Genomic DNA, 14697 nt, shown 5'->3' on the forward strand with positions numbered 1-14697 from the left:
GGCCGTCTTCCGGCGGCGGGCCGCTTTCCTGGTGCGCGGGGTACTCCGGCACGGGGTCGGTGCCGTTGCGGGCCAGGAAGGTGTGCGTGATGCCGGTCTGCCAGCCCGCGACCGGGGCCGTACGCACTCCGGTGAATCCGGCGTCCGCCAGCCGTGCGGTGAAGTCGGGGACGGTGTCGAAGTCGAGGACGCTTCGCCACAGATGCCGGTAGAGGGCGCGGTCGCCGGTGAGGGTGCCCACGGGAACGATCAGACCGCGGCAGACGGCCGTCCACAGGGCGCGGTGCACGGCGGAGCCGCTGAGGCTGTACTCGTGGACGGCGAGCCGGCCGCCGGGGCGCAGCAGGGACCGGACGGCCCGCAGGACCCCGTCCGGGTCGGTGACGTTGCGGAACAGATAGGCGGCGAACACCGCGTCGTACGGGCCCTCTCCGGAGGTCGCGACCTGTTCGGCCGTCAGCTGCCGGAAGCGGACCCCGGCGGGCCAGGGTTTGGCCTGCGCGCGCCGGAGCATCCCCGGTGAGGCGTCGACGGCGGTGATCGTGGCGCGCGGCGCGGCCCGCAGCAGGGCGGCGGTGGAGGCGCCGGTGCCGCAGCCGAGGTCCAGCAGGTGCAGTCCGGACCCGTCCCGGGGCAGCCGGAGGCGGCGTGCCGAGCGGAGGAGGTCGGTGCGGTAGCCGGGGTTGAGGGCGGTGAGCCGGTCGTAGGTGGCCGAGGCGTGGTCGAAGGCCCGGGCCAGTTCGTGGTCGCGCAGGAGGGTCATCGGTGGTGGTCTCCCGGGTGGGGGTCGGGGGCGGGGCCCGGTGCCGGACGGCGGGGCAGGAAGGGCAGTTCGACGGCGGTACGGAGCATGGCGCCCACGGGGGTGCGGAGGCCGATGAGCCACTCCTCCCGGGGCGAGGTGCCGCCGTCGAGGAAGCGCAGCAGTCGCTCCGGGGGGACCCGGCGGAACAGTTCGGTGAAGAAGCCGGGGCCGTCGATCCGCCCGGTGTCCAGCGCCCGCAGCAGTACGGCGTCCATGGCGAGGGCCCGGCGGCCGTGGGGCGGCGGCACGGTCCCACGGCCGGTTCGCCCCTGGTGGAGGGCCTCGGCGACGGCCCGGCTCTGCCGCTGGGCGGCGGCGAAGGTGTAGCCGGTGGAGGGGCGGGTGGCGCCGCCCGCGGTCCCGATCCGGAAGACGGCGGGGCCCGCCCGGCGGGCGAATCGGGCGTCGGTCATGGGGATGCCGCCCTGCTCGGCCGATTCCACGGTGAGCGGGCCGAGCGCCAGGACGTTCCGGGTGTAGTGGGTCAGGGCGGCCTCGTACGCCGCGGTGCTCAGCGGGGTACGGGAGAACTCGGTGTACTCGACCAGCGCCCGGTCGGCCGCCAGGGGCAGGACGTAGCCGAAGGCGAGCCCGTGGCGGGGCTGGGGGACGCGGAAGTCCATCAGGTCGGCGACGCCCGGGTCGAACCGGGCCTCCCGGGTGCGGACGAACCAGCCGCGGAAGTGCTGGAGCAGCCGGGTCCTGGCCGGTGGCAGGGTCCGCGGCGGGCGGGAGTCGAAGACGCGGCGGGCGCGGAGCGTCAGGGTCCGGCCGCCGGGTGTCGTACAGCGGACTTCCGCGCCCCCGGCGGTGCCGCGTACCTCGCCGGCCGTGGCGCGCACGATCCGGACGCCGGGAGTGGCGGCCAGCCGGGCGTGGACCAGCCGTTCGAAGTCGGTGGAGCGGAGCATGCGGTAGGTGAGCGGGGCCGGATCCACGGTGGTGGCCCGGCCGCCGGTGCCGTGCACCCGCAGCCGGGACCAGGAGGCGCTGACCGCCGCGTCGAAGTCCCCGGTGCCGTGGTCCCAGTAGCACCAGGTCCGTTCGGGGGGCCGCAGGGGGCCGTCGGGGGCCTCGACCAGGGTGATGGTGAAGGAGCCGTACGCGGCCAGCCGGTGGGCGAGGCCGAGACCGGACGCGCCGCCGCCGACGATGAGGACATCGCACGGCTCCGGGGCCCGGTCCGGATCCGATACCGGGACCGTTACCGGGTCCGGGACCGATGCCTGGTCCGGTTCCTGTTCCGATGCCTGGTCCGGTTCCGGAGCATGCGCGCCGGTGTGCTGCACATCCACTCCCACTCGCAGGGGCGGACCGGCCGCGGTCGGGCCGGTTCACCGTCTCTTCCGCGCGACCGCCGCCCGTGGATGCGGTGTTCCGCGATCCGGTGCGCCGGAGGGCGCGAAGCCTCACCAGAGCACGTTCGCCCCGGCGAGGCCAGGCGCCACCACGTGCGGGTACCCGAGCGGCGGCGCGCCTCACCCGTACACGGCCGACTCCACCGCCGCGACGGCCTCCGCCAGCCCGGGCGGGCGCGGCAGCCCCGGCACGGCCCGTCCGGCCCAGCCGGGGCCGAGCGTCAGTACGGCCGGTTTCCGGCGGGCGCCGCGCACCCCCCACTCCATGCCCGCGATATGCCCGGCCAGCGAGCCGCTGGCCGTGGTCCGGGACTGCGCCCAGAGTCCGACCACCGCGGGCCCGGTCCTCCGTACGGCCGTGACCAGGGATTCGGCCGGGACCGCGGCGCCGAACATCCGGACCGGAAGCCGCCGTTCGGCCAGTGCGGCTGCCAGCGCTTCGAGCGGCAGGGTGTGGTTCTCCCCGGGGACACAGGCGAGCACGGTGGTGGTGCCGGGACGGCCGGGCGCCACCGGCGGGGCATGGCGCCGGAGCGCGCCGGAGACGTGCCAGGACAGGAAGTGCTCGACCTCGACGTACCGCTCCCCCGAGGTCTCCCACTTGCGGCCGACGGCCTGGAGCGTCGGCATGATGACCTCCGTCCAGGCGGCGATCAGTCCGTGCTCCTCGACGGCGGTCCGCAGCAGGGTGTCGAGGGCGACGGCGTCGAGGCGCAGGGCGGCACGGGCGACGCCCTTGCACTCCTGTCGTACGTCGCCGAGTCGCAGCCCGGTAGCCGCACGGCTGCGTCCGGGGGTCCCGGAAGGTTCGGAAGGTGAGGAGGGCGTGGCACCCCGCTGAGCGGGCAGAACGCCCGGTTCCGTCCGGCCGAGGGCCAGCCGGGCGGCCTCCGCGGGGGCCAGGCCGGTCGCCGTCAGCGCGCACATGCGTTCCAGCCTGGCCAGGTCGCCGTCGGTCCAGCGGCGGTGGCGGCCACCGGCGCGCGCGGCGGGGCCGAGTCCGTAACGGCGGTCCCACGAGCGGATCGTCGTCGGCGCCACCCCCAGACGCCGCGCCACCTCGCCGGTGGTCAGCCCCCCGGCCCGGCCGTCGCGTCGGAGGTCGGTCCGTCCGGGGCCGTCGTGGTGACCGTCGTTGCCGTGACCGTCGTTGCGGTGACCGCCGTGGTCGTCGTCGCTCGTATCCACGGCGACACCTTACGACGCACAAACGACGCAAGTTGTCGGTATCGGCGCCGGTCACAAGACTGCCCGGGAGAAACCGGTGACGACGGCGGTGCGGCCCACCCGGGCCGCACCCGGTCGGCAACGGACCGAGTACGGCGCGGACGGCAGGGGGAAGGGGCCATGCCCACCAGCATTCGACGGACCGACACCCGCCTCGCGGCCGCGGGTGATCCGCCGCCGTCCCCCGGCCCGGGGGCGCGGCGCGGGCCCCGCCTCGCGGCCGCACCGGAACCTCGGTCCGACGAGGACCTCGCCCGCGGCCTGGCCGCCGCCGACGCGTATGCCTTCGCCGCGGTGTACCGGCGCTGGGGCGTACTCGTCCACACCATGGCCACCCGCTCGCTCGGTGACACCCACGAGGCCGAGGACGTGACCCAGCAGGTCTTTCTCGGTGCCTGGCGCGGACGGGACGGATACCGGTCGGAGCGCGGACCGCTCGGCGGCTGGCTCGTCGGTATCACCCGGCGCAAGATCGTCGACGCGCTGACGGCCCGGACCAGGCGGCTCACCCTGGTGGACGCCGTGGCCCGCGAAAACGGCGGGCGCCACCGGGACCGGGACCGGGACGAGGACTCACCGGACGCGGTCCTGAACCGGGTGCTCCTGACCGAAGCGCTGTCCCGGCTGCCGGACCATCAGCGCGAGGTCCTGCTGCTGGCGTTCTACGAGGACCTCACCCAGACCCAGATCGCCGAGCGCACCGGAATGCCGCTGGGCACGGTGAAGAGCCATACCCGGCGCGGCCTGCACCGGCTGCGCGAGGGCATCGAACAGGGCCGGGCGGACACGGACACGGACACCGGCACAAGGACGGACACCAGGACGGAGGCGGGGACGGACGCGGCGTAGCCCTTGGGCGCCGACCCCCGCCGGGTGCGCCTGTCACGCCCGTCTCGTCCCGCCGTCCGCGCGCCCCGGGAGACCGCCGAGGCCGGATGCCTCATGGGGCCGCACCCGCAAGGTCGGCGCCGGAGCTATCGGAGGGGGAGGCCGGTGGGCCCTCATGGCCCGCGCACGCGGGGGCGGCGGCCGCACCGCGAACCCCGGCCCGGTCGGCGGGCGGGGGGAAGGCGGGTCGGCGGGTCGGCGGGTCGGCGGGTCGGCGGGGAAGGCAACGGCCGGTGTCGGCCGTTGTTCAGACCGGCGGCCCGGCGGCACGGACCGCGGTACGGGCGATGTCGGGGAGCCCGGGGAGGGCCGCGGCCTCCCGGGGTTCATGGACCCGGGCCAGCGCGGTCAGCAGCAGGGCGACGGCGACCGCGCCGGGATCCGGCACGCCCGCCGAGTGACCGCCCGTGTAACTGGCCCGGCCGCGCCGGGCGGTGAGGGCGGCGGTGCGGTGGGCCCCGGCGATCGCGGCCCGGGCGGCGGCCGTCAGCGCGCCCGCCGCGGCGGCGGGAGCGGCGGGACCGGCGGCCAGGGTCTCCGCCGCGGGCGCCAGGGCATCGACGAGGGTGCAGTCGCCGGGGCGGGCGCCGCCGATGGCGGTGATCCGGTTCAGGGCCCGGCGCAGCGCGCCGCCGATCGCCGGAACGTCGGCCGCGGGGCCGTCCGCGCCGGGCGCCAGGGCGGTGAACAGCACCCCGAAGAGCGGGCCGCTGGAGCCGCCGACCCGGTCGCGGAAGGTTTCGGCGAGCGCCCCGGCGCCGGTGAGGCCCTGCCGGTCGGCGAGCTGGACGGCCGCGGCCACCCCGCCGCAGAAGTTGTCCCCGAAATCGCCGTCGCCCGTGGCCTGGTCGAGTGCGGTGAGGGCGGGGTGGACGAGCAGGCAGATGCGGTGGAGTTCGTCGAGGAAGGCCCGGTCGCCGGCCGGTCCCGCCGGCCGCCGGGCCGGGGCGCCCCGGTCACCGGCCGTGGGCTCCCCCGCCGCCGCGGCCGGAGCGGCGGCCCGGCCGGGCAGTCTCAGCGGGGTGTCCGTCGGGAAGTCCCAGAGGTTCGCCCAGCCGGGGGCCAGGGCGGTGAGGGTGATGCCGAAGCCCGCCATGTCGAGCGCCGCGGCATAGGTTCCGGCGGCCAGGGCGTGGACGGCCGCGCCGCGCGCGGTCAGCTCCCGGTGGACGAGCGCGCTCACGGCGCGCAGCTCCAGTTCGCCGGTGCCGCCGAGGCCCGATACGACGGCGATCACCCCGTGGCGGCCGGCGGGGACGCCGTCCAGGAGGCTGCCGGTCATCCGGGCGACGAGGTCTTCGACCCGGCCCGGTGCGCCGGTGTGCGCGGCGCGCTCGCCGTGTATGCCGATCCCGTAGTCGATTTCGTCCGGGCGGAGGAGGAACGCGGGTGCCCGGCGCAGCGGCTGGGTGTGTGCCCGGGCGCAGACGGCGAGGCTGCGGGAGGCGGCGGCGACCCGGGCGCCGAGCCCGGCGAGCGCGTCGAGTCCGGCGCCGCGGTCCGCCAGGGCGCCGAGGAGCTTCTCCACGACGAGGGCGGCGCCCGTGCCGCGCCGTCCGGTGGCCGCGGTGTCGGTGGCGAGGTCGTCGTCGACCACGACCTCGGCCACGGGGATCCCCTCGGCCCGGAGCCGGTCGGCGGCGAGCGCGAAGTTGATCCGGTCACCGGTGTAGTTCTTGACGATGTGGAGCACCCCGTCCCGGTGGTGCAGTGCGGCGGCGGCCCGGGAGGCCGCCGCGATCTGGGCACTGCCGGGTGAGGTGAAGACGGGGCCGGGGACGACGGCGTCCAGCCCGCCGCGGCCCAGAAGGCCGGTGTGCAGGGGTTCGTGGCCCGCGCCGCCCCCGGAGACCAGGGCGATGCGCCGCCGGAGCGCGGGGCGGGTGGCGAGCAGGAACAGCGGGTCGGGGTTCAGGGCGATCCCGGGATGGCTGAGCGCGAGCCCCTGGCACGCCGTCAGAACGGCTTCGTCTTCGGGGAGGAAGTAGCTCATCGTGCCTCCAAACGGGTGAGGGCGACGACGGTGCGACGCCTTCTGTCCACGCATCCGGAGAAACGCCGTACGGCCGGACGGGATCCGCTGCCGGTCGTAACGGGCGGCCGCCCACTGCGTGCCCCGGGGCTCCGAGCACCCGGAGCACAACACCGATGACGTTGAGCACGATACCGGGGGTCCGGGGGGTCCGCAGGCCCGCCGGCCGTCAAACGGTCAACGGAATCGGACCCGGTGCGGTGTTTTCCCCGGCGGGGCTCCGCCTTCGCTCAGCGGTTTGCGCCGATGTTTTTCAGCGGTCCGCTCCGCGCCAGTTCCCGGCCCAGGAGACGAGTTCCGGATCTTCCAGGGAAGCGACCCAGCCGTCCGCCAGTTGCAGACTCTCGGGGGCCGGATTCTCACCGATTCCGATCACGGGAATTCCCGCACTGACAGCCGAACGAATTCCGCAGAGCGAGTCCTCGAAGGCAAGGCATTCCGCGGGTTCGGCCGCGCACCTGGCCGCGGCCTCCGCGTAGACGTCGGGCTCCGGCTTGGGTCTGACCGGCCCGCCGGGGACGACGACATGACGGAAGTGGCGCAGCAGACCGGCGCCCGCGAGGCCGGTCTCCACCACGTCCTGGGGGCAGTTGCTGGCGACGGCGAGCGGCATCCGGTCCGCCGCGGACGCCACGAGTGCCGGGGCGCCCGGGCAGGTGACGGGCCGTGCCGCGGACAGCTCGCGGAAGGCTCCGAGCAGGGCGGCGGTCAGCTCGGCGGCCATCCCGGGACGCCCGGCCATGGTGGCCATGAGCCGGCCGCACTCCGTGTAGTGGACCCCCTGGGCCAGGTCCGTGAACTTCTCGTCCGGGATCACTCCGTGCTCCGCCAGCACTCTGTGCCGGGCGTCGACCCAGTGCTTCTCACTGTCCAGCAGCGTTCCGTCGCAGTCGAACACGACGGCCCGTGGCGACCAGTGCGGACTTCTGTTTCTCAGCATGCAGGCACCCTTCAAAGGGTTCTGAAGCGGATCGAACTCCGGAGTGGTTCCGCTCCGCGGAATCCACCGGGAACGGTTCGCGCATCGAGGGCGAACCCGGCCGGAGTCGACAAATGAACAAGCCGCAAGCTATTTCCCGCTAGAGCGACAAGTCAACAAAGTCCAAGAAAGTGACACAAGCGGAAAATGCGCGACACGCCCCCCATCTCATGCAAGTGCGATGATCACTCGGGGATCGGCGGAGAACGGCGCTCCGATGATTTTCGGCCCGGCGGACCCGCCGGAAGAAATAAACCGGTCGGCAACGGGCCGGTAATAGGTCGGCAATTTTCTTTTTACGCCGGACAGCGCTCCGAAAGGGACCTCTTCCCGCCCGGGTGCGGGAAGACGTTCCCCGGGGCAGGATCGGAGGGGTGCCGGGGTGCCGGAGGTGCGCGCCGGACGCGAGGAGGGCCGATGGTGCTGCAACCCGATCCGAACGTCGTTCGGGAGCTGATCCACCGCTACGACAAGCTCACCGCGCACGATGTGCCGCGGGCCGATTCGTCGACCCGGACCCGGATCGAGGGAATCGTCTACACCCTCCGTGTCATGACCGGCGCAGGTGACGAGACCAAGGCCGTGTCCGCCGCGCGCGGTCTGCTCGCGGGGCGGGACGGCGGGCCGCGCCGCTCCTGACCCCGGGGAGGCGGGCGGGGCCGGGCGGCCGGTTCAGTCGCAGGTGTTCCGGTACGGAACGTCCCTCAGCTGCGCCTTCCACTCGGCCCGTGACAGTCCGCCGCCCGTACGCGCGCAGACCGCCGCAGCCAGGGCCCCGGGGTCCAGGTCGTGCCGCGCGGGCCCCGAGTGCAGTCCCGCCGTGTGCAGCGTCCGGCCGTCCGCGGAGAAGGCGACGGAGAGGACCGGGTCGCCCGCCGTGGGCAGCGGCGAGCCGAGCGGCCGCCCGGACGCCACGTCCCAGAGCCGGACCCCTTCGGAGCCGCCCGCGGCCAGGGTCCGGCCGTCGGGTGTGAAGGCGAGGGCGGTGACCCGGGCGAAGGTGACCTGAACGACCGTTCCGGTCCGGCCGTCCTTCTGTACGGTCACCGACCGGGAGGTGTCCCGGCCCCCGCCGGACAGGGTGAGCAGACGGTGCCGGAGCCTGCCGTCCCAGAGGGTGACCCGCCCCAGGGGGCTGGCCACGGCCAGCCGCTCCCCGTCGGGGCTGAGCGCCGTCGTCGCCACCCCGTTCCCGTCCAGGATGCGCCGGACGGCGCGGCCGGTCCGGAGATCGGCGAAGGCTCCGCCGGAGCTGATCAGGCCCGTCGCGTCGCCGAGGACGGTGATCGCGTCACCGCCGATCCCGGGAAGGGCGCCGGAGTAGCGTCCGGCACCTGCCGTCCGCACGTCCCAGACGTCGATCAGCTCCCGGCCGTCGGCGCCGGTCCGGGGGGTGTAGAGGCGGTGGCCGTCGGCGCTGAGGGCGAAGGCGCCGACGGCCTCGCCGACGGCGTGGGGGCGGGTGTACGCGTGCGGACGGCGGCGCTCGACGTCCCAGACGGCGACCCGCCGCCGTACCGCGTCCCAGTGGGCGAACCGCTGCCCGTCGGCGCTGAACGCCGAGTGCAGCCGGCACTCCTGTGCCGGGCGGTCCGGTCCGGCGGTCCCGCCGGGCGGCGGCGCGCAGGGGCTGCCGGGCGGGGCACCGACGGTCCGGCCGGTGGCCGTGTCCAGCAGGGTGAACCCGCGTCCCGGCCCGGCCGGGCGGGCCAGCACCCGGCCGTCGGCGGTCAGCCGCTGCGGCAGGGCGGGCCGGGGGCTCCAGTCGTCGTCGGTGACCCGGTCGAGGCGCAGGGTCCGGACGGCGGTCTCGTCCCCGTTCGCGTAACGCAGCGCCCCGGGGCCGCGCCGGGGCAGGTCGAGGGCGAAGGTGTGGACGTCGTCGCCTTCGAGGGTGTGGCGGAACACGGGCGCGGCGGGGTAGGCGGGCCGCCACAGGAGGAGTTCGCCGGTGGTGGCGGCCAGCAGGAAGGTGCCGTCGTGGCTGAACCGCAGCGCGCCGGGGCGCTCCCCGGGCAGCTCGGCCAGTTCACGGCCGGTGCCGGTGTCCCAGCGCCGGATGCCCCGGTCGGTGGCGACGGCCGCCGTCCGGCCGTCCGGTGACAGGTCGAAGGCGCCGAGGGCGCACTCCGCGGGACCGCGCGCGGGCGCGGGCAGCGCGGTGCGTGCGGTGATGTCCCAGATCCCGAGCGGGCGTCCGGTGCCGCAGACGGCGACCCGGGTGCCGTCTGCGCTGACGGCCACCGCCTCGACGCCGTACCGGCCGCCGGTCCGCGCCACCAGGGTGCGGCGGCGCGCGCCCGTGTCCCACACCTCGGCCGTGCCGTCGGTCCGTGCCACGACGAGGACGCGTCCGCCGCGGGCGACGGTGAGTCCGGTGGGTTCGGCGGCCGGGATCCGGCCGCTGCTCCGGCCGGTGTGCAGATCCCGTACGCGTACGCCGCCGTTGCCGTCGGCCACGGCGAGGTGGCGGCCGTCCGGGCTGAGCGCGAAGGAGTCGTACGGGGAGGCTCCCGGGCCGGGATGGACCCGGGTACGGGGCCGGTCCGGGCCGCGCAGGTCCCAGCTGCGGATCCGGTCCTCTCGGACGAGGACGAGGGTCCGGCCGTCGGCCGAGAGAACGGGTGGGGTGTAGCCGGGTGCGGTGTCGTCGCGCGGACCGGCGCCGGGCCGGGGGCCGGTCAGCGATGGACCGCCGGGGTCCGCGGCGGGACCGGAGGCGGCAGGACCGGGGAGTGCGGGACCGTCGGAGAGTGACGGGCCGGAGGGCGCGGGACCGGAGGTTGCGGGCTCGGCGGCCGGGGTGCCGGGGCCGGCCGGGGCGGACCGGACCTCGGGAGTCGGACCGGCCGGGGCGGGACCGACTGCGGTAGTCCGTCCGGTTAACTCCTCCGGCAGTTCGAAGACGTCCTCCTCCCGCTGGGTCACCGCGCCGAGGAGCGCGGCCCGGGTCTCGGTGGTGTCGGCGAGCCGCCAGGCGGCGACACCGAGCCGCATGGCCTGCCGCGGGTCCGCGTACCGCAGCCCGTGGGCGACCTCCGCGATCCGCCGTGCCTCCGCCTCCCGGTGCCTGCGGTCTCCGGTCCGGTTCTGCTGCCAGGCCACGACCCCCGCGACCAGGGCGAGGGCGATCACCAGGGCACCGCCGGCCAGCAGGGCGCGGCGGCGCCGGCGCCGCGATGCGCGGAAGGCGCCGGACGCGGTGAGGAAGTCCAGCTCCGCCGGGGTGAGTACGGCGCGCGCCGCGGGTGCCGCGAAGTGTTCCTCCGCGGTGGCCAGCCGGGTGCCGGTGTACAGGGCGGCGGGTTCGCGGTCGAGCTCCTCCCAGGTCCGGGCGGCCTCGGTGAGCCTTCGCTGGGTACGGAGCCGCTCCCGGTCCTCGTCGATCCACCGCCCGAGCCGGGGCCATGCGGTGAGCAGGGCCTCGTGCGCCAGGTCGACGGTGCCGTCGTCGAGGGTGAGCAGCCGGGCCCCGGCGAGCCGTTCGACGACGACGGCGGTCCGGGCCGGGTCGCCGAAGGAGAGTTCGGCCCGGGGTACGGGCCGCCGGGTGTCCGGGGAGCCGTCGCCGGGGGTGACGAGCCGCAGCAGGATCGCGCGGGCGAGCCGCCGCTGCGGTTCGGAGAGCGCGGCGTGGATGTCCTCGGCGGTCCGGGCGATCGCCCCGTGGGCACCGCCGGACGCCTCGTAGGCGGCAGTGGTCAGCACCCGGCCGCGGCGGCGGCGCCAGGTCTCGCGCAGCGCGTGGGAGAGCAGCGGCAGTCCGCCGGGTTCGCCCTCGACCTCGGCGACGATGCGGCGGGTGACTTCGCGTTCGACGATCAGTGCGGCGCGCTGGGCGGGTCCGACGACGGCGCGGCGGAGTTCGGCCTGGCTCATCGGGCCGACGAGGAGGGACGCGGCGGAAAGTGCCTCGGCGAGTCCGCGGTGCGCGGCGCAGCGGCCGTAGAAGTCGGCCCGTACGGCGATGACGACGCGGAGCCCGGCGGCGGGGTCGCGGGCCGCGAGGAGCAGTTCGAGGAATCCGGCGCGCTCGGCGGGGTCCTCGCAGAGGGTGAAGACCTCCTCGAACTGGTCGACGACGACGAGTGTGTCGGGTGCCGTGCCGCCGCCGGTGGCGGCCGGGCCACGGAGTGCTGGGGGCGTCTCCGGCGGAACGGCCGCGGGAGCCGACGGCACCGCACCGGTCCGGGGCCGGGACCGGGCGTCACCCGAGCCGCGGGCCTCACGGCCGCCGACCGCCGCCGAAGACGCCTCCGGCACCCCGGACCCGGGGCGGACACCTGGTCCGGCCCCGGGTCCGGGTTCCTGACCCGGAGCCGGGGATGTTGTTCGGGGCCGTACCGCCAGCAGCTCGCCGTGCGTTCGCAGCGGGCGCGCGCCGGGCGTGAGCACCCGGATCGCCGCGAAGCGTCCGCGCTCCTCCCGCAGGGCGGGCACCAGCCCGGCCCTCAGCAGAGACGATTTTCCGCTGCCCGAAGGACCGAAGACGGCCGCGAAGCGGCGGTTTCCGACCAGTTCTGCCACCTCTGCGACCAGCCGTTCCCGGCCGAAGAACCGTTCGTGGTCGCCGGGTTCGAAGCGGGCCAGGCCCTGGTACGGGGAGTCCGCACCGCCGTCGTCGTCCGGGCCGGTCCCGGCCGCCGCCTGAGCCGCGTCGGCGGCCTCGTGCCAGCGGCGCTCCCACTCCGCACGGTCGCCCCCGCATGCCTCGGCGTAGGCGAGGGCCACCGCCAGCGACGGAAGCTGCTCGCCCGCGGCGGCCCGGGAGAGCGTGGGGACCGAGTACGGGACCCGGGCCGCCATGGCCCGGTAGGTGGGCCCGCCGGCCGTCGTGCGCAACTGCCGCAGTTCGTAGGCGAACCGCTGGACCGGCCCCCCGTCCGGGTCCAGCGGCGCCTCGGGACGCCCCACCTGCTCCGTTCCCCTCCCCCGTCACGGACATCACTCGCGCCCCGACTCTACTCACCCCCGCGCTCCGCGCTCTCCCCCGTATCGGTGAACTCCCCTGCCCGGCAGGGGATTCCGGAATCCCGGGGAGCCGCGGAGGGGAACCGGACGCGGACCGGTTCTCCCTCCGCTCTCCCCCCGGCCGCCGCCCCGCCCGGTGCCGTTCCGGCCCGCCGTGCCACGGCGGGCCGGGTCGGCGGTCGGCGGGCGGCGGGCGGCGGCGTCCTACGGCCGCACCGGCCTGTCAGGTGACGGTCTCCCACCAGTCCGAGCAGCTCGGGCCGTGGATGTACTGGGTGCTCCACTCCCCCCAGCAGACCCGGTACTGGAGGACGCTCAGTTCGGGGAAGTTCCGGTTGACGACCGTCCAGCCGTTGTTCGCCCCGTTGACGTCCCAGTCGTCCCCGGAACGGGTGGAGGTCCGCCACTGGATGACGGCGGAGTGGCCGTCGGCCTTGAGGTCGTTGATGTAGAAGTAGTCGCCGTGGGATTTGAAGTACCCCGCTCCGGAGTAGTCCGCGGCATAGAGCAACGGGCCGTCGGCCTGGGCGGGGGTGGTGGCGGTCCCGGTGAGCACCAGCGCCGCCAGACCGGCACTCCCGAGAAGGGCGGCTCTGCGCAGCTTCCCGGACCTGCCCTTCCCGACGTGGTCGGCGGTCCCGGCCCGGTTCTTCGTACGGATCACGATGTGTCCCCTCGTTCGCTGTCGGCGGCCGGTCGTGCCGCCGTCCCGATCAAGCTTTCGGCGGACCGGTAGTTGTTGCCCACCCCCGTTCACCAGGGGAAACAACCCAAGTGGGCGGTGACGCACAACAACAGCCAACAAAAGGGACAACGAACGCGGACGGTAACGGGGGTGACGGGGCGAAAGCCGGGTGACGGACGGGGTTCAACGGTCCCGCAGGCCCTCCAGAAACTCCGCGAGAGCGGTGTCGAACGCCCCGGGCCGCTCCATGTTCGGGTAGTGGGCCGCCCCTTCGACGAGGGCCGTCCGGCCGTCGGCGACCTCGCGCACCAGACGGCCGGCCATCCGGAGATGGTCCTCCGAGTCCAGGGCTCCGTTGACCGCCAGGACGGGCACGGTGATCCCGGACAGCCGCTCCCAGGTCCGGGGGACGGGAACCATGGCCACCGGCTCCCCGGCACGGTGCTTGCCGAGGGTGCGCACGACGGCGGCGCGCAGCCTGCCGACGACCCCGGGGTCGACCTCGCCGAGGGCACGGTGCGGACCGGCCGCGAAGTCGAGGAACCGTTCGACGCCGCCCGTGACGTCTCCTCCGGCCAGGGCCCGCTGGAAGTCCGTGAGGACCCCGGTGGTCCAGGGGTCGCGGAAGTCGGGCTCGCTGGTGCCCACCCCGCTCACCACCAGGGCCCGCACCAGCGCGGGGTGTTCCAGGGCGGTATCGGTGGCGATACTGCCGCCCATCGACAGGCCGACCAGGACGGCGGGGCCGCAGCCGAGCCCGCGGAGGAGCGCGGCCACATCGTCGGTGTGCCGGAAGGGGCGGGTCCCGTTGGCCGATCCGCCGTGCCCGCGGAGGTCCGGCGCGATCACCCGGTGGGTGCGCGCGAAGAAGTCGATCTGCTCCTCCCACATGGAGTGGTCCAGCAGGCCGCCGTGCAGCAGGACCAGCGGTTCGCCCGTGCCGCGGTCCTGGTGGACGAGGATGCCGTCACCGGTCGGGAACTCCTGCGGGCCGGGGTGCGGAGACGATTCCATCATGACAACCAAGGTGTCATCTTCGCGCGAGAATGACAACCAAGGTGTCATGATGGTGGGGTGACGAGAACCGGAGACACCCTGCCGCCCGACGAACTCGCCGAGCGCCTCACCGAGGTCCTCGGGCTGGCGGGCCTGCTCTATCGGCGGGTCCTGCGGAAGGTGGAACGGACGGCGCCGGAACAGGGGCTCTCCGTCGGGGTACGGGCGGTACTGGAGCTGCTGCGCGAGCACGGTCCGATGACCGTTCCGAGCATGAGCCGCTCCCAGGCCCTGAGCAGGCAGTTCGTCCAGCGGATGGTGAACGACGGGGTAACGCTCGGCCTGGTGGAGCAGTTCGTCAATCCGGCCCACCGGCGGTCACCGCTGATCGGTCTGACCGGGGCCGGGCGGGTGGCGATCACCGCGGTCACCGACCGGGAGAAGGCGGTGCTCAGCCGTACGGGCGGGGATCTCACGGACGCCGATGTCGAAGCCTGTGTCCGGGTGCTGGGCGGGATGCTCGCCCTGTTCGGCGACGGACCGGACGAAAGACAGGGCACCGGGCAGGGCGACCGGGACGACGGCCCGCACCGGAAGCGGAACGGGTAGCGGGACGGGTAGCGGGACGGAGCGGGGCGCGGCGAACCGCACCATGCCCTCATCGAGGAGGCGCTCGACGGCGCGCCCGCGTTCATCCGCCTCTACGACGGCCATTCGGCGCTGGTCAGCGCGGGGCCGGGGCGGGGGGCGCGGGCT

At 75.2% G+C, this 14697-nt stretch carries 10 protein-coding genes and 2 pseudogenes; 3 read left to right on the forward strand and 9 right to left on the reverse strand.

Annotation, left to right across the window (positions count from 1 at the left end; all coding sequences use genetic code 11):
* Nucleotides 1–61 precede the first annotated feature (61 nt).
* The 3 genes and pseudogenes from ACWDR0_RS22515 to ACWDR0_RS22525 form a co-directional block, all read right to left on the reverse strand.
* Nucleotides 62–763 (reverse strand): annotated as a pseudogene (locus ACWDR0_RS22515) (class I SAM-dependent methyltransferase); the annotation flags it as partial.
* A complete protein-coding gene (locus ACWDR0_RS22520; protein ID WP_456353531.1) occupies nucleotides 760–1959 on the reverse strand; it encodes a lycopene cyclase family protein in 1200 nt (399 codons plus the stop codon). The pseudogene ACWDR0_RS22515 and the gene ACWDR0_RS22520, both read right to left, overlap by 4 nt.
* Before the next feature lie 324 nt (nucleotides 1960–2283).
* Nucleotides 2284–3237: a MerR family transcriptional regulator gene (locus ACWDR0_RS22525; RefSeq protein WP_456353532.1), complete on the reverse strand. Its 954-nt coding sequence runs from the start codon at nucleotides 3235–3237 to the stop codon at nucleotides 2284–2286.
* A 273-nt stretch (nucleotides 3238–3510) separates the two neighbouring features.
* Here ACWDR0_RS22525 and ACWDR0_RS22530 point away from each other — a divergent pair, with 273 nt between their 5' ends.
* Entirely contained in the window at nucleotides 3511–4239 is a 729-nt protein-coding gene (locus ACWDR0_RS22530; protein WP_456353524.1) for a sigma-70 family RNA polymerase sigma factor, read from the forward strand.
* 286 nt (nucleotides 4240–4525) lie between these two features.
* On the opposite strand, the gene ACWDR0_RS22535 is transcribed toward ACWDR0_RS22530, so the two are convergent.
* The 3 genes and pseudogenes from ACWDR0_RS22535 to ACWDR0_RS22545 form a co-directional block, all read right to left on the reverse strand.
* The gene (locus tag ACWDR0_RS22535) at nucleotides 4526–5296 is read right to left on the reverse strand and encodes a DAK2 domain-containing protein (protein WP_456353533.1); all 771 of its coding nucleotides are present in this window, start codon (nucleotides 5294–5296) and stop codon (nucleotides 4526–4528) included.
* A pseudogene (locus tag ACWDR0_RS22540) lies at nucleotides 5297–6271 on the reverse strand (dihydroxyacetone kinase subunit DhaK); the annotation flags it as partial. It abuts the gene before it with no gap.
* Between the two features lie 292 nt (nucleotides 6272–6563).
* The gene (locus tag ACWDR0_RS22545) at nucleotides 6564–7250 is read right to left on the reverse strand and encodes an HAD family hydrolase (protein ID WP_456353525.1); all 687 of its coding nucleotides are present in this window, start codon (nucleotides 7248–7250) and stop codon (nucleotides 6564–6566) included.
* Nucleotides 7251–7706: 456 nt separating this feature from the next.
* On the opposite strand from ACWDR0_RS22545, the gene ACWDR0_RS22550 reads away from it, so the two are divergent.
* Entirely contained in the window at nucleotides 7707–7928 is a 222-nt protein-coding gene (locus ACWDR0_RS22550; protein ID WP_456353526.1) for a DUF5133 domain-containing protein, read from the forward strand.
* A 33-nt stretch (nucleotides 7929–7961) separates the two neighbouring features.
* Here ACWDR0_RS22550 and ACWDR0_RS22555 read toward each other — a convergent pair whose 3' ends face one another.
* From ACWDR0_RS22555 to ACWDR0_RS22565, 3 genes are all read right to left on the reverse strand, one after another.
* Nucleotides 7962–12203: an nSTAND1 domain-containing NTPase gene (locus ACWDR0_RS22555; protein ID WP_456353527.1), complete on the reverse strand. Its 4242-nt coding sequence runs from the start codon at nucleotides 12201–12203 to the stop codon at nucleotides 7962–7964.
* 280 nt (nucleotides 12204–12483) lie between these two features.
* The gene (locus tag ACWDR0_RS22560; RefSeq protein ID WP_456353528.1) at nucleotides 12484–12924 is read right to left on the reverse strand and encodes a hypothetical protein; all 441 of its coding nucleotides are present in this window, start codon (nucleotides 12922–12924) and stop codon (nucleotides 12484–12486) included.
* A 204-nt stretch (nucleotides 12925–13128) separates the two neighbouring features.
* On the reverse strand, nucleotides 13129–13962 hold the full coding sequence (locus tag ACWDR0_RS22565) for an alpha/beta fold hydrolase (protein ID WP_456353529.1): 834 nt from the start codon (nucleotides 13960–13962) through the stop codon (nucleotides 13129–13131).
* A 57-nt stretch (nucleotides 13963–14019) separates the two neighbouring features.
* On the opposite strand from ACWDR0_RS22565, the gene ACWDR0_RS22570 reads away from it, so the two are divergent.
* Complete coding sequence (locus ACWDR0_RS22570) at nucleotides 14020–14550, forward strand: MarR family winged helix-turn-helix transcriptional regulator (protein WP_456353530.1); 531 nt, start codon at nucleotides 14020–14022, stop codon at nucleotides 14548–14550.
* Nucleotides 14551–14697: the final 147 nt, after the last annotated feature.

It is taken from the genome of Streptomyces sp. NPDC003691, from assembly GCF_053981115.1.

Bases quoted from the DNA above. Each gene is read 5' to 3' on its own strand.
- ACWDR0_RS22530 (WP_456353524.1), top strand. From the start codon at position 3,511: ATGCCCACCAGCATTCGACGGACCGACACCCGCCTCGCGGCCGCGGGT.
- ACWDR0_RS22545 (WP_456353525.1), bottom strand. From the start codon at position 7,250: ATGCTGAGAAACAGAAGTCCGCACTGGTCGCCACGGGCCGTCGTGTTC.
- ACWDR0_RS22550 (WP_456353526.1), top strand. From the start codon at position 7,707: ATGGTGCTGCAACCCGATCCGAACGTCGTTCGGGAGCTGATCCACCGC.
- ACWDR0_RS22565 (WP_456353529.1), bottom strand. From the start codon at position 13,962: ATGATGGAATCGTCTCCGCACCCCGGCCCGCAGGAGTTCCCGACCGGT.